At 44.9% G+C, this 19,233-nt stretch carries 20 protein-coding genes; 18 read left to right on the forward strand and 2 right to left on the reverse strand.

Annotation, left to right across the window (positions count from 1 at the left end):
* Positions 1–50 precede the first annotated feature (50 nt).
* On the forward strand, positions 51–1,721 hold the full coding sequence (locus AB1S55_RS12675) for a FimV family protein (protein ID WP_370978546.1): 1,671 nt from the start codon (positions 51–53) through the stop codon (positions 1,719–1,721).
* On the opposite strand, the gene AB1S55_RS12680 is transcribed toward AB1S55_RS12675, so the two are convergent.
* Both AB1S55_RS12680 and AB1S55_RS12685 read right to left on the reverse strand, forming a co-directional pair.
* Positions 1,718–2,062 carry an EscU/YscU/HrcU family type III secretion system export apparatus switch protein gene (locus AB1S55_RS12680; RefSeq protein ID WP_370978547.1) on the reverse strand — a complete coding sequence of 115 codons (345 nt, stop codon included), beginning with the start codon at positions 2,060–2,062 and terminating at the stop codon, positions 1,718–1,720. The two genes, AB1S55_RS12675 and AB1S55_RS12680, sit on opposite strands and share 4 nt — an antisense overlap.
* Entirely contained in the window at positions 2,062–3,888 is a 1,827-nt protein-coding gene (locus tag AB1S55_RS12685) for a flagellar hook-length control protein FliK (protein WP_370978548.1), read from the reverse strand. The genes AB1S55_RS12680 and AB1S55_RS12685 overlap by 1 nt, the downstream gene beginning before the upstream one ends.
* A 231-nt stretch (positions 3,889–4,119) precedes the next feature.
* Here AB1S55_RS12685 and ccmA point away from each other — a divergent pair, with 231 nt between their 5' ends.
* The 17 genes from ccmA (at position 4,120) to AB1S55_RS12770 (ending at position 19,218) form a co-directional block, all read left to right on the forward strand.
* Complete coding sequence (gene ccmA, locus AB1S55_RS12690; RefSeq protein WP_370978549.1) at positions 4,120–4,779, forward strand: cytochrome c biogenesis heme-transporting ATPase CcmA; 660 nt, start codon at positions 4,120–4,122, stop codon at positions 4,777–4,779.
* Positions 4,772–5,461 carry a heme exporter protein CcmB gene (gene ccmB, locus AB1S55_RS12695; RefSeq protein WP_370978550.1) on the forward strand — a complete coding sequence of 230 codons (690 nt, stop codon included), beginning with the start codon at positions 4,772–4,774 and terminating at the stop codon, positions 5,459–5,461. The genes ccmA and ccmB overlap by 8 nt, the downstream gene beginning before the upstream one ends.
* Positions 5,462–5,475: 14 nt before the next feature.
* Positions 5,476–6,216, forward strand: coding sequence for a heme ABC transporter permease (locus AB1S55_RS12700; protein ID WP_370978551.1), 741 nt, complete (start codon positions 5,476–5,478; stop codon positions 6,214–6,216).
* Between the two features lie 12 nt (positions 6,217–6,228).
* Positions 6,229–6,426: a heme exporter protein CcmD gene (ccmD, locus tag AB1S55_RS12705; RefSeq protein WP_370978552.1), complete on the forward strand. Its 198-nt coding sequence runs from the start codon at positions 6,229–6,231 to the stop codon at positions 6,424–6,426.
* A gap of 5 nt (positions 6,427–6,431) precedes the next feature.
* The gene (locus tag AB1S55_RS12710) at positions 6,432–6,947 is read left to right on the forward strand and encodes a cytochrome c maturation protein CcmE (RefSeq protein WP_370981595.1); all 516 of its coding nucleotides are present in this window, start codon (positions 6,432–6,434) and stop codon (positions 6,945–6,947) included.
* Complete coding sequence (locus AB1S55_RS12715; RefSeq protein WP_370978553.1) at positions 6,916–8,967, forward strand: heme lyase CcmF/NrfE family subunit; 2,052 nt, start codon at positions 6,916–6,918, stop codon at positions 8,965–8,967. Before AB1S55_RS12710 ends, AB1S55_RS12715 begins: the two co-directional genes overlap by 32 nt.
* Before the next feature lie 2 nt (positions 8,968–8,969).
* Entirely contained in the window at positions 8,970–9,488 is a 519-nt protein-coding gene (locus AB1S55_RS12720) for a DsbE family thiol:disulfide interchange protein (protein ID WP_370978554.1), read from the forward strand.
* An 87-nt stretch (positions 9,489–9,575) separates the two neighbouring features.
* Positions 9,576–10,223, forward strand: a complete 648-nt coding sequence (locus tag AB1S55_RS12725) for an HAD family hydrolase (RefSeq protein WP_370978555.1) — start codon at positions 9,576–9,578, stop codon at positions 10,221–10,223.
* Between the two features lie 123 nt (positions 10,224–10,346).
* Positions 10,347–10,958: a DUF2878 domain-containing protein gene (locus AB1S55_RS12730; protein ID WP_370978556.1), complete on the forward strand. Its 612-nt coding sequence runs from the start codon at positions 10,347–10,349 to the stop codon at positions 10,956–10,958.
* 2 nt (positions 10,959–10,960) lie between these two features.
* Positions 10,961–11,599: a hypothetical protein gene (locus AB1S55_RS12735; RefSeq protein ID WP_370978557.1), complete on the forward strand. Its 639-nt coding sequence runs from the start codon at positions 10,961–10,963 to the stop codon at positions 11,597–11,599.
* Position 11,600: 1 nt separating this feature from the next.
* On the forward strand, positions 11,601–12,188 hold the full coding sequence (locus AB1S55_RS12740; protein ID WP_370978558.1) for a DUF3833 domain-containing protein: 588 nt from the start codon (positions 11,601–11,603) through the stop codon (positions 12,186–12,188).
* Between the two features lie 16 nt (positions 12,189–12,204).
* The gene (locus AB1S55_RS12745; protein ID WP_370978559.1) at positions 12,205–13,017 is read left to right on the forward strand and encodes an SDR family NAD(P)-dependent oxidoreductase; all 813 of its coding nucleotides are present in this window, start codon (positions 12,205–12,207) and stop codon (positions 13,015–13,017) included.
* An 81-nt stretch (positions 13,018–13,098) separates the two neighbouring features.
* Entirely contained in the window at positions 13,099–13,524 is a 426-nt protein-coding gene (locus AB1S55_RS12750; RefSeq protein ID WP_370978560.1) for a nuclear transport factor 2 family protein, read from the forward strand.
* A 264-nt stretch (positions 13,525–13,788) separates the two neighbouring features.
* Positions 13,789–14,586, forward strand: a complete 798-nt coding sequence (locus AB1S55_RS12755; RefSeq protein WP_370978561.1) for an SDR family oxidoreductase — start codon at positions 13,789–13,791, stop codon at positions 14,584–14,586.
* Positions 14,587–14,590: 4 nt separating this feature from the next.
* Positions 14,591–15,916: an NTP/NDP exchange transporter gene (locus AB1S55_RS12760; RefSeq protein WP_370978562.1), complete on the forward strand. Its 1,326-nt coding sequence runs from the start codon at positions 14,591–14,593 to the stop codon at positions 15,914–15,916.
* Positions 15,917–15,940: 24 nt separating this feature from the next.
* Positions 15,941–17,044: a glycoside hydrolase family protein gene (locus AB1S55_RS12765; protein ID WP_370978563.1), complete on the forward strand. Its 1,104-nt coding sequence runs from the start codon at positions 15,941–15,943 to the stop codon at positions 17,042–17,044.
* A 92-nt stretch (positions 17,045–17,136) separates the two neighbouring features.
* Entirely contained in the window at positions 17,137–19,218 is a 2,082-nt protein-coding gene (locus tag AB1S55_RS12770; protein ID WP_370978564.1) for a sensor histidine kinase, read from the forward strand.
* The last annotated feature ends 15 nt before the right edge of the window (positions 19,219–19,233 follow it).

The raw sequence follows: 19,233 nt of genomic DNA on the forward strand, positions 1-19,233 counted from the left end.
AGTTTCTTGGGGCCTTATTGCTGTAGGCAGAACCAAGAAAGGATACCAATGTGGCTCAATCAAGCTCTTATCCGTTTAAGCGGGTCTTAAGTCTCAGTGCAGCGATTGCTGCGGTAAGTTACAGCTCTTTAATTTATGCCATTGGTTTGGGTGAGCTGAGTAACAAAGGTAGCCTAGGGCAACCGTTAAATGCCCTTATTCGCCTTCAAGGTACCGATAGAGTCGAGCCTAGTAATCTTAAGTTTCGCTTGCTTTCTGAGGAGGAAGCCAGGCGCTTAGGTGTGGATCTGATATACAGCAGCTATCGCATTGACCACCGCTTTACGATGGAGGCGGGAGTGCCAGTTGCTGTGCAGCTAAGCAGTAAAAGGCGGATTGATGAGCCTTATCTGAATTTGCTGGTCGAGCTAAAGTGGCCAGGTGGCAAGGTTTATCGTGAATACAGTTTGTTGCTTGATGCTCCGAGTGCCTACGCCCCTGTTGCTGAACACTCAGCAAGTGTAAATCCATCGCCCCAGATAGGTGGCCCTGAACCTACCGGCAGGCCTAAGTCGAGCGTGCAGCGCTATGAGCGTTCTGCATACAACGCGCCTTCAGCTTTAGGTGTTAATTCTGGCGCTGCAAAGGCGTCCTCTGTTTCCGGTGCTGAGTATGTAGTGCAAGCAGGGGATAGCTTAAGTGGCATTGTTGCGCGAATGCAGCCACCGGCGGGCATGAGTCGAGCTCAATTGCAGCGCCAATTGCATCAAAATAACCCTTCGGCTTTTGTGCGTGGCAATATCAATAGCTTGATGGCTGGGGCGACGTTGATCTTACCTGAGTCCAGTGTATGGAGTAGTGAGGCTTCTCTAAATGCGTCGGCAGCTCAGAATCAAGCTCAAGCGGATAGAGCTCGCTTGCGCCTTAGTGATCCCAGTGATGCTAAAGCGCAAGTTAATACAGGGCCAAGCAAGCAGCAGATACGTGATGAGATCGATAGCACTCAAGAAATGTTAGATCTGCTAGTTAAAGAGAATTCTGAACTTAGGGCTCGTATTGAAAAAATAGAAAAGTCTAATTATATCAATACCTTATCTGAGATAGTTAAAGTTCAACAAGAGCAAATAAAGGCCTTGAAAACTGGGCGAGTTATGGCTTCTGAAACATTGGAGTCCGACCCTCGATTAAAGCTAGCTGCAGGTGAGCTCAGCGCTGCCGCATTGTCGCTTGCTAATAGTGCGCAAGCTGCAACGAGCGATGTTCAAGCTCAGCCCAATACATTAAGGCCTTGGTTTGAGCGCCATTTCTTTTGGTTGCTTGGCGCCGCTGCGATTGGAGTGGGCTTGGTGGCGGGCGTGTTGATGATGTTATTTATGCGTCGTAAAGACCCTGTGTATTCTGCTAGTGAGTTTGCCGATGAAGAAATTGGTTCGGATTTAACAATAAGTGATGAAGAGTTTGTTGCTGATAGTGGCAATGTGCACTGCTTTACCGAGGCTATGAATCAGCGCAGCTCTCAGCAAGTGGATCTAGGTGTTGAGTCGTCGGCAGAGCTTGATGTTGAACAAGAGCGCGAAGATGAAGTAAACGAGCTATTGTCCATGGCAAAGATCTATTGCCGAGCTGGTAAATTTAGTGAAGCCAAGTCTATTTTAAGTTCCGTGACAGAGGAGCAGGACCCGAGATTGCAGATGGCTCTTAACGAACTTGAGAATATTGAACGTGCTCGTCGCGCAGACTAGAGCTTATCAAAGCCAAGTAAGTCATTGTTCTTTGGCTGCTGTGTCGCTGCCTCTTCGCAGGCCTGCTCTTTAGCGAAGACAAGTTCATAGGCGAAGGCCAGTACGTAAGCAACGCTTTTGTAGAGGGCCTCGGGGACTTCCTCTCCTAGTTCTAGCTGACTTAGTAGATCCAGTAGCGCTGGGTTTTCACACAATGGAATATCGTGCTCGGCAGCAAGTGCCAATATAGCTTCTGCCGTCGCATCGCTGCCCTTGGCACTCACCACCGGTGCGCCACTGCCGTCATATTGCAGGGCGACAACACGTTTTAGCTCCTTGTTACTTAACTCTTCAAAGCGCATTAAGTTCTCACATCAATAAGGTTGCTGGCTCTTTCTTTGGGTTGTTGCTCGTGTTCTGTGCAACGAAGTTGGGCGACTTCGATGCCATTGTTGTTTAGGGTTTCGGCTAAACGAGGCAGTTGTTGGCGAATGGCCTCTCGCCACTGGCTTTGTTCGGCCCATAATGTGCTGCTAATACGGCCCTCGCTGTAGTTTAATCTGGCGCTAAAGCGCCCCGCAGCGGCAAGTTGCCACTCCATATCTAGCTGCCAGCTACGACTTAGCTTTGAGTCTGTTTGTTTATTTGGCTCATCTTTAATCGATACTTTTACGGGGACTTGCTCACCCCCCAAGCGAAGCCAAAGTTCACTATGTTGCTGCATGTTGTTGTCGAGTTGCTGTTGGGCGCTTTGCAGTTGTTGACTGTCTAGGCGGGCTTGGCTACGACCAATCAGCTGGCTGAACTGATTGAGCTGCTTAAGTAGAAGCTCCTGTTTGTCGTTGTCTTTAGTTGGTCTATCTTGCTGTGTTTTAGTAGGCATTAATAAGACAAAGAGCTGGGCTAAGGCGGTTTCAAGCCGGTTGATATTTTGCCCTTGCTGTAACTGACTTTGGATTTGATTGGTCAGATGACTAAGGCTGCTGAGTAACTGTTTTAGCTCGATAAGTTTATCGCTGTCTTTGCTTGATGCTGAATGTGAGCTTGTTGCTAGTGTTGTCAGTGTGCCGGTCAGCGGGCTGTCAGTTTTGAGCTGTGAGGAGGCGTTTAGGGTGCTTGCTAAGCCGCTGTTTAAGTTGCTTGGCGTTGATGTGCCTTGGGCGCTGCTGTTTACAGAGCTGGCCGTTGAGCCAGAATGGCTGAACTGTTGTCTTAGGGTTTGAGCAAGGTCACTGACAAAGGTTTTATTCTTAAGGCTCTGGCCGGATGTTTGAGTAAGGTTTGTTGCTAAGTTTAGGCTTGGCTGTTGATTGAGCCATTGCCTTAATTGTATGGCTGACTGGTTTAAGGCCTGCTTTAGGTTTGCGGCATCCGTGAGTTTTGCCCCTTGGGCTAGGGCAGCATGAATGTCTCTATTTAGAAGAGGGGCGAGCTTAACTGCACTATCTGCGTTCGGCAGGCTCTGGCGTAAGGCGAACTTAATAAGTTCCTTGGCTTCACCGAGGCTTAAGTTCGGTTTTTGATAGGCCTGGTTGATATTAGCTAAGCTGCTAGTCGATGTGGCTGAGTTAAGTAAGTTGGATTTTAATAAGCTGGATGCACCCAGGTGTTGACCTGCTGATAGGGTTAGAGCCAGTTGGGCTGCTTGTTGTCCTTTGATGCTTTGGCCGTTTTGAAGGCTTTGCTCAAGCGGTGCCAGTTTGAGGCCTGCATTCTGCTCAAGTAGCCTAAAATGTTGTTGTTCAAGCTTTCCCAGCTTAGCTGTTTGAAGCTGTGCCTGTAGTGACTTAGGTAGGGTGCTTTTAGGTAATAGGGCCCATAAACTCTGTTCTTTAGCGCTTACACTGTGTTCTGCGACAAGTTTTAACAGTACGGTGTTTTTATTCTCTAGGTTCTTGATTGCATTATCTATATTGCTTTGTGTGTTGGTTTGGCCGCTTTGGGGCGTTTTAGTGGCCGCAGTTTGACCTGCCTTGTTTGATGTCTCTAAGCCTTGCTGCTTAAGTGTGTTGCTAAGTTGTTTTGCTAACTGTTGTGCCTGAGGGTGCTGCATTAGCAGCTGCTTTAATTGTTGTTTGTTAAGCTCTATATGCTCGGTGATTCGCACACGCTGGCCCACAAGCGCTGAAGCGGTGTTGTTGTCAGAGCGCTGGGCTGCGTTGCTATTCTGAGCTGGGGGGATCAGCATAGCGCTTGGCTGTTAACTACCAATTCACTGGTTGTGTTTTGGTGCAAGCAGGTGGGGAATGGTGTATCCATAGCTGGGTTTATCGTCCTGATCTTGTATAGAGTCGTTGCGCATTTGATTGTCATAGTTTGAGTCTAGCCTCAGTTTTTTATCGTGGTGGCGTCTGAGGCTTCGGTTACGTCTCTTATCAATGTACACTATCGGCCGTTTTTCGCCTTTGATAACTAATAAATGCAACAGCTGGCCATCAATAACTTGTTTTTTGAGCGTGACGACGAGCCCTTGTTTGGCGATTTGTCGGCAAGTTGGGAAAGTGGTGCTGTCGTACAGGTCACAGGCCACAACGGCTGTGGTAAAACAACCTTGCTGCGTATCATTGCAGGGCTGTTACCTGCTAGTGCCGGAACCATTACTTGGAATACTCAAGCCAATAAGGGCTTGTCGTTTAAGTCGCAGCTGCTTTTTCTTGGGCATCATGTTGGTGTCAAACTCAGCATGAGCCCCTTAGAGAACCTGCGTTGGTATTTTGCCCTAAACGGCCTTAAGGCCCAGGGCACAGATTCGCAAGGGGTTAGTTTACAGCGCTTGCGTTGGGCTTTGTTGCAAGTAGGTCTTGCATCTTATGAGGATGTGCCGTGCTACTCCTTGTCTGCAGGGCAGCAGCGGCGCGTTGCATTGGCTCGCTTATATCTAAGCCAAGCGCCGTTATGGATTCTTGATGAGCCTTTTACCGCGATAGATAAAAGTGGTGTAGCCAGTTTGGAGCAAGAAATTGATAGGCATGCGGCAGCTGGTGGCATCGTTTTATTAACGACTCATCAGCGCTGGAAGTCTTCACATATCGAGGTGCTCGATTTAGAACAGTACAAGGGCAGGGCAGCACATGACTGATATACGTCTGCCCGACAGTGGTTTTTATGAGGCCTTTAGGCGTGAATGCTTAACGGCTGTGCGCAATCGCAGTGAGCTGTTTAATCCGCTTATCTTCTTTTTAAGCATCATCATGTTTGTGCCTTTGGGCGTTAGCCCTGATGCAAATGTATTGGCGTCTATTGCGCCGGGCATGATTTGGATCGTAGCCTTACTTTCTGTATTACTTTCTTTAGATAAAGTATTTCAAAGTGACTATGACGATGGCTGCTTAGAACAAATGATCCTAAGCGGTCAGAGTATGTACCTCATGGTGATAGCGAAGGTATTGGCCCACTGGTGTTTTACGGGTTTATTACTGACTTTATTGAGCCCTGTTTTGGCACTGATGATGGCTTTACCAAGCCAGGCTTATGGAGCGTTGCTCTTATCCTTATTCTTAGGTACCGGTGCTTTGTCATTTATAGGAGCTGTCGGGGCTGCGTTAACCGTATCATTGCGTCGCGGTGGCTTGTTGTTATCGCTGATCATTATTCCCTTGTATGTGCCGGTGCTGATCTTTGGCGCAAGTTGTGTGCGTAGTGCAGCTTTGGGGGATCCCTATAGTGGGCAGCTCGCCATCTTGGCGGCACTGTGGTTGTTATCCGTTATGCTGGCGCCTTTGGCAATGGTTGGCGGTCTGAAAATTAGTTTAGAGAATTAAAAAAGAGGGTTGTCATGGGATGGCAGTGGTTTCATCGCTTAGGTTCACCAAAGTGGTTTTATGAAAAAACCAGTATTTGGCAGCCATGGCTTGGTTTTTCAGCATTGGCTTTATTGTTGGTGGGTGTGAGCTGGGGTTTGGGTTTTGCTCCAACTGACTACAAACAGGGTAATAGTTACCGCATTATCTATATCCATGTTCCGGCTTCCTTTTTAGCCTTAGCTGGCTATTACACCATGGCTATTGCTGGCGCTGTTGGTCTGATTTGGCGCATGAAACTATCGTTTATGGTTATGAAAGCGGCTGCACCGATAGGCGCTGTGCTGACCTTTGTGTCTTTGTGTAGTGGTGCTATTTGGGGCAAACCAACCTGGGGCACTTATTGGGAATGGGATGCACGTATCACTTCGATGCTGATTTTGTTTTTTCTCTATCTTGGTGTGATCGCTTTACAGCATAGTTATCGTAACCAAGAGGCGGCAGATAAAACCTCAGCGATTTTGTCACTTGTAGGTACGGTGAATATTCCCATTATCTACAAGAGCGTTGACTGGTGGTACAGTCTTCATCAGCCGGCAACCCTTAAGTTAAGTGGGCCTTCGAGCATTGATCCGAGTATGGCTTGGCCCTTAATTACAATGATTTTGGCTTTTTATGTTACTTATGCGTGGCTGTTAATTGATCGAACCCGTTTGGAAATTCTCAACCGCGAACGAAAAAGCCGTTGGGTGCAAGCGATTATGGGGCTGAAATAAGGCAATAAGAATATGAATTTTGAGTTTCAATTTACCACTTTGGCAGAATTTATGTCGATGAAGGGGCATGGCCCTTATGTTTGGGCTGCCTATGCCATTACCTTGGTTGGTCTTGTTACACTGGTCGTGCAAGTGCGTTTAGCCAAAAAAGCCTTAGTTAAAAAAGTGAAGGTTCTACATATGCGTGAAGTGGAGAGAAATAAGTCGTGAAACCTATGCACCCGCTGCGCAAGCGGCGTTTGAAAATCGTCCTCTTTATTGTTATTGGCAGTAGTGCTGTTATTGGCTTGTTGCTTTACGCAATGCGTGAAAGTATTAACCTGTTTTATCCACCCTCCAGTATCGTTAATGGCGAAGCGCCTTTACACCGAACAATTAAAGCTGGTGGCTGTGTTGTGCCTGGCTCCTTAGTTCGTGATGATGAAGGTCTTGGTATGACCTTTCAGATTACCGATGGTGCGGCTGAATTGACGGTCCGCTACGATGGCATTTTGCCAGACCTGTTTTCTGATGGCGAAGCGACGGTGGTAGATGGCCAGCTTGATGACCATTTAGTACTGCAAGCGACTCGCGTACTTGCTAAACACGATGAAAATTACACGCCTGCCGAAGTGGCGGATAATTTACAAACTGACCCCGAAGCTCAAGGTGTTGATCACCAGAAGAGCTGTAAAGGCCTGAACTACAAGAAGACTGCTTATGTTTCCAGAATACGGATTGCTAGCGCTTAATTTTGCGTTAGTGCTATCACTTTGCCTTTCAGTCGTGCCCTTAGTTGGCAGTTTAACTGGGCGTATTGTATGGATGGCTTCTGCCCGCAGCTTGGCTAACGGGGTGTTTTTGTTTGTTGCGATTGCCTATGCAGCCTTAACTTGGGCTTTTTATACCGATGATTTTAGTGTTGCTTATGTTGCCGGTAACAGTAACTCGCTACTGCCAACGATCTACAAAATTTGTGCGGTATGGGGGGGGCATGAAGGCTCTTTATTGCTCTGGGCTTTGATTCTGGCCAGCTGGACCTTGGCTGTGAGCTTGTTTTCTCGATCTATGCCTTTGCCAATGGTGGCTCAGGTCTTGAGTGTGTTGGGCATGGTGAGTGTGGGCTTTTTAGCCTTTATGATCTTTACCTCGAATCCTTTTGAGCGATTATTACCAAATATTCCCGTTGATGGTGGGGACTTAAATCCTTTGCTGCAAGATCCTGGTTTTGTGATTCATCCACCTATGTTGTATATGGGTTATGTGGGCTTTTCTGTGGTCTTTGCTTTTGCCATCGCCGCATTAATTGGTGGCAAGATCGATGCCGCTTGGTCGCGCTGGGCTCGACCCTGGACAAATACCGCTTGGGCTTTTTTAACCATTGGCACTGCTTTAGGTAGCTGGTGGGCTTATTACGAGCTTGGTTGGGGCGGCTGGTGGATGTGGGACCCTGTAGAGAATGCGTCGTTTATGCCTTGGTTGGCAGGTACGGCTCTCGTTCATTGCATTGCCATGACAGAAAAGCGAGGCGTGTTTGTTAGTTGGACTCTGCTTCTTGCCATTCTGGCATTTTCTTTGAGTTTATTGGGCACCTTCCTTGTTCGCTCTGGTGTTTTGACCAGTGTGCATGCTTTTGCGTCGGACCCTACTCGTGGTTTGTTTATTTTGGTGTTTTTATTGGTGGTCGTTGGCGGTTCTTTGAGCCTCTATGCCGCACGTGCGCCGATGCTTAAGAGTGAGTCTGGATTTGCGATGATTTCACGTGAATCCATGTTGCTGTTTGTAAGCTTAATATTTGTATTCTCCTGTGGTTTTGTCTTGCTTGGCACTTTGTTCCCATTGATTGCTGATGCCTTAAATCTGGGTAAATACAGTGTTGGCGAACCTTATTTTAATATGTTCTTTCCGCCGCTGATGGCACTTGCAGGTTTAGCGCTTGGTTTTGGCATTATGCTCAACTGGAAGCGCAGCCGTTTTAGCCTCATTCGTAATTGGCAGCTGGCTTCATTGGCGGTAAGCATTGCTGCAACTTTGTCTGTGGCCGTATTTTCTTCTTATAAATTTAGTGTTAATGCTGCAGTAACCGTTTTTGTTGGTACGTGGGTGGTCGCATCTTCAGTATTGGATTATTTGCGCCGCAGTTATCACAGTAAAAAACCGAGTATTAAGCTAGAGAAGTTTACGGCTAGTTATTGGGGAATGTTTATTGCCCATGTCGGCTTTGGTATCACCTTGCTTGGTGCCGGTATCGATAGTTTTAATGCTCAAGAGCGCCATCTACGTGTTAGCACTGGGTCCAGTGTTGAAGTAGCAGGTTACGAATTTAAACTGGTTGATGTGACGCGTGTACGTGGCGCTAACTACTGGGCAGATCGTGGGCAGTTTTTAGTGTCTCGCGATGGTGAGCAAGTTGCTTTGTTGTATCCAGAAAAACGCAGTTATTTTTCGGGCGGCAATATGATGACCGAAGCAGCCATTGACCCGGGTATGTTTAGAGACTTATATGTGTCGTTGGATAACAAAATCAATGAGCAAGAATACGCTGCTCGCGTGTACGTTAAGCCTTTGGTTCGTTGGGTTTGGCTTGGGTCTTTCTTAATGGCCTTGGGAGGCATTGTTGCTATTACTGATAAGCGCTATCGCCGAGTAAAGTCTGCCAAGCGTGTTGATGGCGCTTCAAACTCTTTAAATAAAAGCTTAGAGACGCTTGCAGAATCGCCCCGTGCAAACGAAGCGCCAGCAGCCAGCTCTATAGCCAAAGGGGAGGTGTAAGCGTGAATAAATACTGGCGCTTTATTCCTGTTGTCGTATTTTTTGTTCTAGCTGGATTTTTATTTTCCGGTTTAGGCAAGGACCCGACTGAGCTGCCTTCTGTGGTATTAGGTAAAGACTTACCAAGCTTCGAGTTGCCTACGTTAGATTCTAATTTAGAGCAGAGCATTAGTAATCAAGCTCTGGTAGGTGAAGCTGCGCTTATTAATATATGGGCCACATGGTGTGCGACATGCCTACAAGAGCATCCGTTTTTATATGAACTTAGCCAGCAAGGCATTAAAATCGTTGGTGTGAACTATCAGGATGACACTGAAAAAGCTAAACGCTGGTTAAAGAAGTATAAAAACCCCTATGCCGTCACCGTTGTTGATAAGAAAGGCCGTTTAGGCTTTGACCTTGGTGTAACAGGGGCGCCAGAAACCTTCTTATTGGATAAACACGGTAAAATTATTTACCGTCACACGGGTGTTGTTGATAAAACGGTTTGGCAAGAGCACTTTGCCGCAGCCTTTGAGTAGCCTTAAGCGATAAATAGCCCTGAGCTTGTAAACAAGCTTGATAGTAATAGATATAGACCTCGTGCAGGTCTTTATAGGTCGACATTCATGCCTGCTCCTGCTTTGCAACACCTTATGTTTGATATTGACGGCACCTTACTTGAATCGTGTGTGTTCGATGGTCAGTGCTTTGATGAGGCCGTCATGGCGGTTACTGGTATTGCCTTGCATGCTAATCGACGTCTATACAAGCATGTGAGCGATGAAGGCATTCTTCGTCAACATGTACAAGAGCACGCTTTGGCTCATGGCGAAGAAGTGATAAGCAAGATTAAACGTGTGTTTGTTGAGAACATTCGCAAGCACTTAGAGCAGCAGCCCGCTGTTGAAATTGCTGGTGCTCAACACCTACTAGAGCAACTTAGACAGGAACAAAATATCAGCTTGTCGTTGGCGACGGGGGGCTGGCAAGAGACTGCCTTGTTAAAATTAAATTCTGCTGGTATTGATATTAGTGACTTAGCTCTAGCAAGTTCAAATGACCATTACCAGCGCACAGAGATCATGAAACTTGCTCGGCAACGAGCGGCTATCGATAGCTCTGTACCTATTACCTATGTTGGTGATGGCGCTTGGGATAAACAAGCTAGTGACGAACTCTCTTGGAATTTTATTTTGCGAGGTAGGGCGCTCGAGCATCATCAACGCCTAGATGATTTAAGAGATGTACAGCGTTTTATGAGTTTTCTTTTTTAACGTTTCTGTGCTTTTACTTGTTCCTAGCCCTTTTCTAGCCGCTTTAGCTGCATTTAACGCCTAATACACCTCATTATTGAACCAAATACGATACCGCTCCGTATAGCTTTGGGAGAGGTATTTATGTTGTCTAATGGTTCAACTAAAAAATCGATAAGCTTATTACTGTTAAATATCCTAGGTTTTAACCTTGTCTGGTTTGCATGCATATTTCTAGGTAATACGGCTTTAATACCCGCTTTATTGTTTTTAGGCTTGCATTTGTATTTGCAAACACAGCTTTTGATTGAGCTTAAAGTGGTTGTGTTGCTCGGCCTATTAGGTTTTTTAATCGATAGCTTGTTAGCGCTTGTGGGCGTTTTTGTTTTTGATCAGCAGGCTGTATTTGCGCCTTTTTGGCTGTTGCTCTTATGGTTTTGCTTTGCTGCTACTTTAAGACATAGCTTGGCTGTTTTTGCTAAAAATCTCGCTGTTGCTTGCGCCTTTGGTGGTATTGGTGGAGCTTTGTCCTACTTCTCCGCCAAAGAGCTCGGTGCTGTGAGTTTCGCTTATTCAGATGTAAGTATGGCTGTAGCCCTTAGTTTGTTGTGGGCCGTTAAATTCCCATTTTTATTGCATTTAAGTCAACGGCTAGTTAAATCCCAATTCTTTAGTTATCCGTTGCTACCGGCGCGGCTGCCTTATAGGCCCTCAAAGCCGAGCCATCTTAATATAACAACAAAAAAGGAGTGTTGAGCGTGCTTATTAACACTGTTTCATATTTAGCTAGAAAGCTTCTATTTGTTGCTCCTTATGTTCTTTCCCTCATTTTGGGGGCGGGCTACTTTCATTACGCTTTAGCGAATAGTATCGAGCAAAGCCCGCTCTCATCAGAGTTTACAGAGGATAGGGCATATGTATTGCCAAAAGACTGGGCTCAAGTCGGTGAAGGTAGCTTAAAGGTGCTTTGGTTTCATATTTTTGATGCCAAGCTTTATACGAAAAGCGGTGACTATTTAGCCTTATTAGAACCCAAAATGGATACAGCCTATACGCAAACTCTGGTTCTACAGCTGACTTATCAGCGAGGTATTAGTAAAGACCGCTTGCTGAGCGAAACGCGAAAACAGCTAAAATCTTTTTCAGAGTCCGGTCAAATTGATGTCTGGATAAGTGAGTTGGCAGAAATTTGGCCTGATATTGACACAAACGATCAACTAAGTATCTGGGTTACCGAAGACAGTATCAGCCACTTTTATCATTCGGGTGATTATATTGGCTCTGTTGAGGATAAGCGTTTTGGTCCTGCCTTTGTTTCTATTTGGCTTTCCGAACAAAGCAGCTATCCAGATTTAGCATCCGAATTACGTGGAGAGACTCAACGAGTCGCATTTTAATATGAGCTTAGTAAGACGAGGTCTAATGTTGCCTTTTATTGGTTTTTTATCAAGTTGCGCGGTTAGTGTCCACGATTACAAACAACGCACACCTGAGCTGGATTTAAGTAGCTTCTTTCATGGCCAACTAGAGGCCTATGGCATTGTTCAGGACTATCGTGGGCGTGTTATTCGCCAGTTTAAAGCAGATATTGTTGCCGACTGGTCGGATAACAAGGGTATTCTTGATGAGGTGTTTTATTTTGCTGATGGTGAAGTTCAAAGGCGTTGTTGGCAGTTAACAAAAGATGGCAAACGGTATTCAGGTACAGCTGGTGATGTCATTGGTACGGCTTACGGCGAGGCATCGGGTAATGCTTTAAATTGGCGCTACACCTTAGCCATCCCTGTTAAAGGTAAGGTTCGTCATATCAGCTTAAATGATTGGATGTTCTTGGTTGATGAAAATAACCTGATTAATAAAGCCAGTATGTCTAAGTTTGGCCTAGGCGTTGGTGAAATTACGCTTAATATTCATAAACTCTCCAACGATGCGCAGCGTGAACTTAGCCCTGATTGCAGCTTGGCTTTAATTAATCGCACTAAGTGAGGCAAAGTAGCCACAGATGCTAAAAGCTAAAGCAAAGATAAATCGAGTTGATAAGCCTCTAATGGCGCTTAGCTTGCCATGGACAAGAGCCTGGGTAACAGGAGCAGGGCGGGGCATCGGCAAGGCGCTGACTTTGCTCTTATGTGCACAAGGCGTGGATGTATACGCAAGTGCTCGATCAAAAAGCGATCTATTAAAGCTTGAAAAAGAGTGTGAAGGCCTAGTGGGTCGTTGCATTATTTCGGTGTTGGATATTACTCAAGTCCCCGAGATTGACGACTTGGTCTTGCAGTGGAATAAGCATGATGCATGGCCGGATTTGTTTGTTTTGAATGCGGGCACACATGATCCTTTTAGCGCTTATGATTTTGACGCTCAACGCTGTCAGCGCTTATTGGATGTGAACCTGCAAGGCACTATTAATTGTTTAGATCCGCTATTAAAACGATGTATTGAAGTCAACACGGGGCATATAGCTGTTATGGCTTCGGTAGCAGGCTATCGAGGTTTACCAACGGCTGCAGCTTATGGTGCCAGCAAAGCTGCGTTAATCAATTTAACTGAGTCGTTACATGCCGATTTATATAAAACCGATATTGTCTTACAAGTAATCAACCCAGGTTTTGTGCGCACCCCGCTTACAGATAAAAATGACTTTAAAATGCCGGCCTTAATGGAGGTTGACGCTGCAGCAACAAGGCTGTTGAAAGGGCTTTTATCATCATCATTTGAGCTAAGCTTTCCTAGGCGCTTTGTCTTGGCGCTTAAGTTACTACGCCTTCTACCTGATTCGTGGTATTTTTCGATTGTATCTCGCTTAGTGCTTTAGTCAGTTGCTTGGTTAATAAGCTAATCATTTTTCTGAAATACTGAGCTTTTCTTTTCTTACTATATTAAGGGTCTATAGCTTATGCGTGATGCATTACAGAACTATGTTTTGGTGCTTGAAGGACTTGAACAGACAAAACTAGCTGAATTAGAAGTACTTTTAGATGATTCTGTAGAGTTTCTTGACCCTTTTAATCATACCAACTCAAAAGCTGAGATGATGGCGATAATGAGCCACATGTTTCGAAGCTTAAGCCAAGTGAACTTTGCTTGTGATACTTTGGCAATCGATGACAAGCTTGCTTGCATTAAATGGACTTATAGCGCTCATCATCATCTACTGGGGGATATTAAGTTTGTTGGTATGAGCAGGATTGAATGCAATGATTCAGGCTTGATTATTTCGCACCAAGATTATTGGGATTCGTCGCTTGTTTACAAAAAACTGCCTTTGCTAGGTCGGTTTTTTATCATGCTTAAAAGACGCTTTAAAGCCAAACTGATCTAAGGCTATGCTGCTTGCGCTCTTGCAAGCCTATTTTGTATACATGCTTTTTTGTTTATAGCTGCTTTAGAGGGGGCTATGCGGCCTCAGAGCCATATACTTAGCTGTTAGCTGGGTTTATATGACTATACTTCTTGCTCTTCTTGGTGGGAGTTTATATCACAGCTCGCCTGCTTGTCGTTGATTTAACGGACTATCCCTTTGTTTGCTCCTAGGTCAGAATTGCGCACGTTTTTTACCGCTATCAATTAGGTTAACAAAGGTCATATGGTTATTAATAAATTAATAAAGCTATTCTTAGTGGGTTTATTGCTCAACTCATCCATTGTTGTTAGTGCTGAGGCAGCCGCTGAGACAGTAAATAAGCCAGAAAAGGGCACGGTCTTAATTACCGGTGCTAATCGAGGCCTTGGTCTGGCTTTATCTCGTCACTTTATCAGTGATGGATACAACGTTATTGGCACTGCCCGAAACCCTGAAAAGGCATCCGATCTGAAAGAGGCGGGTGCCCGTGTTGTTCAGCTTGATGTAACCGATGATGATTCTATAGCTGCGATGGTGAAAACACTTAACGGTGTTCCTATTGATATTGTCGTGAATAATGCAGGTTATATAGCTGGGTTGGAGCGAGGTATTGAGTCATTTAAGCACACTCATCGGGAGGCGTTTCTAAAGACCTACAATGTCAATGTGATTGGACCTGTCATGGTCACACGAGCGTTGTTGCCTAATCTTGAACTGGCAACAAGTGAGGTTAAGAAGGTGATTAATATCTCCTCTCATGGCGGCATTATTAATCGTAAAAAAGTTAAAGGTATTTACTCTTACGACCCAACTAAATCGGCATTGAATAAAATTACCGTTGATATGTCGAAAGACCTTGCAGCCTACAACATTCTTGTTGTCGCTTTGGCTCCAGGCCATAACAAAACTCGGATGGGGGGAGAAAATGGTCAGCTTGAGCCCGAATTCTCTATGGGTAAAGCAAAAGAAGTTATTCAGAATCTAGATATGAGCAACACCGGTAGCTTTGTTGGCTACTCCGGTTTCTCTATTGATTGGTAAGGCTATGTCTGAATCAAGTAATACTAGTAATGGTGCGGCAAGTGTGTTTTGCAAGCTTACCAAGATTGAGCCTGAAGAGATAAAGGGCGCTTTATTGTCCTTTCTTTTTATTTTTCTGCTGATGACTTCCTACATGATCCTTAAGCCAGTTAGGGATGCATTACCCAGTGATTGGGGGGATGTTAGTCGTGCTACTCAGTGGACCTATACTTTTATATTTGCCACGATTTCTGTGCTTATCTACAATTTTTATGCATCTAAAACGTCGATACAAAAACTGGTTCCTCGCGTTTTTGTTGCGTTTGCCATCAGTTTTATGGCTATTTTTTTAGCCTATAAAATCGGCGTTGATGTCGGCTTTCTTGGTAAAGTATTTTACGTATGGACCAGCGTTTTTAGTCTGTTTCATATCTCTGTTTTCTGGAGTTTTGTTTCTCAGCATTACACTAAGTCGCAGAGCAAGCGTGTTTTTAGCTTTATTAATACTGGCGCCAGTGCCGGTGCAATTCTTGGTCCTTTGACGGTTATTCTTCTAGCTAAATCAATGAGTATTGAAAACGTACTTGTTGTGACAAGCGTGGTGTTGTTGGTGAGCTTACCCATTATTGCTGCCTTGAATCGCCACTTTGATAGCTTAGGTACTCATTGCCATCAACCCGAAAAGCTTCAAAGCAATCCATTTTCAGGCTTTGATCAGTTCTTTGCTCATAAGAAATTATTGGGTATTGCTGGTTTTATTTTTTTACTGACAGGGGTCAGTGCGTTTTTCTATACCACTCAAAGTGATGTACTAGCTGAATTTAGCCGTGCAGAAAGAAAACAGCTGTTAGGTGGTATAGAGCTTATCACGAACACCTTAACCATTTTAATCGGCTTGTTTTTATCAAATCGAATTGCTCAGCGCTTTGGTTTGTCGTTTAGTCTGTCGGCGGTGCCGTTTGCGGTAGGAGGGCTGATGCTGCTTTTAAGCGCTAATCCGGCGGTAATATTTGTTCTTGTGCTGATTATTGCGCGTCGTGCAGGTAATTATGCGATTGTTAGACCCGCGCGCGAGGTGTTGTTTACCTCTGTTGATAAAGAGGCTCGATTTAAAACAAAACCAATTATCGACATTGTTGTATACCGTGGTGGAGATGTGTTTTGGATTTGGTTAATTGCTTTTATCGGTGAAGGTTATTTGGGTTTCAGCGTAGCAGAGAAAATAATCACCGGAGCTGTTGTCGCTGTGTTGTGGGGGGCGACTGGGTTTTATGTCGGGCGAAAACACGATCGTTCTGAGAAGGCTAATGTAGATCCTGATTTTTCAGCAGTGGGAAAATTATCAACCTAATTCATCATAGGTAGAGCATGAGTTATGAAAAATATAAAAATGACCAAACCAGCTTATTTGAAGTGCATTTCTTGTTTTGCACTGTTGCTGATCAGTGCATTTACGACAGCACTTAACGCAAGTGGTACAGATGACTTTAACTTAACTGCGATCATGCAGGATGTTTCAGAAGACAATATCTTCTACGATAACGAGTTCTTCAATTGGGGCTCAGGTATCGTTAAAGGCAAAGATGGTAAATATCATCTTATCTATTCACAAATGCCAAGAGAGCATGGTTTTCTTTCTTGGTTAACAGATGGGCGTGTATCACGTGCTGTTTCTGACAGCCCTGCTGGGCCTTGGAAACATGTTGAACCTGTACTGGAAGGGCGTGGAGATGGGCACTGGGATGCCTATACGGTACATTGTCCGAAAATCTATGAGTTTGATGGTAAATATTATCTTTATTATATGTCGACAAACTCAGGTGAAAGTAAGCTTAGCGACGCTCAATTAGAAGATGCTCGCACTCGTCATGGCCGATGGGAAGAGAGTGAGTTAAGAGCGATGCTGCGTTTAAACCAACGTATTGGTGTTGCTGTGGCTGATAGCATAGAAGGGCCTTGGCAGCGTTTTGATAAACCCTTAATTGAACCAGAACTTCCTATCGCCAATATCGTTAATAACACCACGGTGACTAAGCGACCAGATGGTGGTTACCTCATGATTGTGCGCGGCGATCAGCCGGATCAACCCGAGGGGGAGATTATTCGAATGCAGGCTGTATTGTTAGCTGATCACCCTTTGGGCCCCTGGAAAATGCAAGCTAAGCCCGTTGTTAAAGACTATAATTCTGAAGATCCCGAGGTATGGTATGACGCTGAGCGTAAGCGCTATTATTCCTTGTACCACGCTTTTGGTTACATGGGCATGATCACATCGACTGACGGCTTAAACTGGGAGCGAGCAAAACATTATAAGGTGGCAGACAAAGCCTATACAACCACAGATGGTCGAACGGTCAAGGTTCACCGCTATGAGCGGCCTACTATTTTTCATGAAAACGGCAAGCCGAGAGTGATGACTGCAGGTATAAGGCTACCCAACGGTGATACCCATTCATTGTTTATCCCTCTTAAACAATAAAGGTTGCTAGAGCTTGAAGCCTTATCGCCCTCAAGCTCGCCTAGGTGTTGTTAAGCTAAACACCTTTGGGCGCATGATTAATTGGAGCCGTAATGATTTTTAAATGGGGGATAACGCTTGTCTCTTTTCTTTTTGCAGGCTTGTCGCAGGCTGATATTGTAGACCCTTTAAATGCTGAGCAGTGGCGTTTAATACAATCAAATAATGAGTTGAAACTATCAAGTTGGCCAGCCACTAGAATTCGCCAGCTTGAGCAGCTACAAACCCAATTACTTGATGATATTGCCGCGCTTCCACGTCATTGCCCGGTTATTTCTGATAACCACCTTGGTTATCATTCATCTGTGACTATGGATGGTGGTGAGGGCAAATCTAAGCTTCATCAAATTGATTTTACACTGGCTGAGCCACAACAGGTTCAGTCTATTGCTCTTGTGCCTGCCTTTAATCCGCTGCGCCCTTACGGGGGTTCTTATGCCTTCCCTAAGCGTTTTAAAGTAGAGGCCGAAACGGTATCGGGTAGCGGTTTTGAGGAAATTATTAATTGGATGCAGGACGATTTCCCTAACCCTGGGGCTTATCCTGTCTTTTTTAATGATATTGATAAAGAAATTCAACGCCTAAGGTTTACGGCTGTAGGCGCGAGTGGTGCGGCTTCTGAAGCGCATTTTGCCTTAGGCGAGCTGTTTATTTGGGCTGAGGATGGTCAGGGTGGCTTATTAAGTCTTGCTGCTCAAAAGCGTAAGCCACTTGTAAGTACTTCAGGTACTTATAATCAGTCGTCAAAGTGGCATTTAAATTACTTAACCGACATGGTCACAAGTTTGGGCTTTCCGATTACTGAAAGGGAGTTAGATCGTAAAGATCTGTTAATTCATCCCCATTCTTTTGAGTCTTTGCCGGAAGCTATAGAGCTTCAGATTGATTTGGGTGAGCGGCGCAGTGTAGGGCGGATTGATTTGTGGCCGGCCAAACCAAGTAGCAATATTATGCTGCCCGATTTTGGCTTTCCTGGGCAGGTTGTGGTTGAGGTTTCTGACGAGCCCGACTTTTATTCACCACAATTACTTAACCCAAGCTCAACAGGGGACGAATTTGGAAGCCTGTTTTCTTTCCGTATTCATGCAGAAAAGTTTCGCTACCTTCGAATCACAATGGCAAATTTACAGCAAATGAGCGGGCGAGCTATTTGGGGCTTAGGTGAGGTGGCGATTTATCATACTAATGGTGAATTAATAAGTGGAGCGAGCATTAATGCAAAAGGTATTCCGGCGCAGTACTTAGCGCAGTTACCTCAATTACTTGATGGTTATAGCTGGGGGCGGCGTATTCTTCCTGAGCGAGAATGGATTATGGGCTTGGCCAAGCGCCGGCCCTTAGATCAAAAGTTGCAGCAAGTTGAAAATGAACTTGAACTTGCCCACTCTTATTGGCAGTGGCTGCTTTCACGTCTAATCATTGCTAGCGTGGTTATTTTATTTTTAGTGTTGATTACAGCGGTTATTTTATTTCAACGCGCTCAACGCCAACAGCTTTTATTGCGTCAAGGAGAGCGAATAACACGAGACTTACACGATGAGGTGGGTAGTAGTTTAGGCAGTATTACCTTATTAGCTGATGAATTGGTTAATAATAAAGATGCTGTGACGGCCGCTGAAGATCTCAGTGATTTATCTCTAATGGCAAGAGAGGCCAATGCATCCTTACGAGAAGTTGTATGGGTAGGCAATGGCAATGGCATTTACTTACATGAATTATTGCAAGCCTTATTTGAGCGTGCAGATCGAGTCTTACGCGGTGTGTGTATTGAGAAAAATCTGCCGAATCAGTGCCCTGAAATCAAAGTATCACTTGCGGTTAAACGCCATCTTACGATGTTTTTTAAAGAGGTAATCCATAATTGTGCGCGTCACTCTAATGCGAGCAAACTTAGCTTGACCGTAGATTTTGATAAAGAGTGTATGTGTATTACTGTTGCCGACAATGGTTGTGGTTTTGATCCTGAAACCATTGACAAGGGCTGGGGACTCAACAACCTTCGACAGCGAGCAGAAGAAATAAACGGCACATTAAAAATCGACGCTCAGCCTGGAGAGGGTGTAAGCATTGAGCTTAAATTGGCCTTACTTATGTTGTCTAGACAACAAGAGCTTAGCTACAAAACATCAAACTAAATATGGTTAAGAAGC

It is taken from the genome of Agaribacterium sp. ZY112 (assembly GCF_041346925.1).
In the GTDB taxonomy this organism is placed as follows: Bacteria; Pseudomonadota; Gammaproteobacteria; order Pseudomonadales; family Cellvibrionaceae; genus Agaribacterium.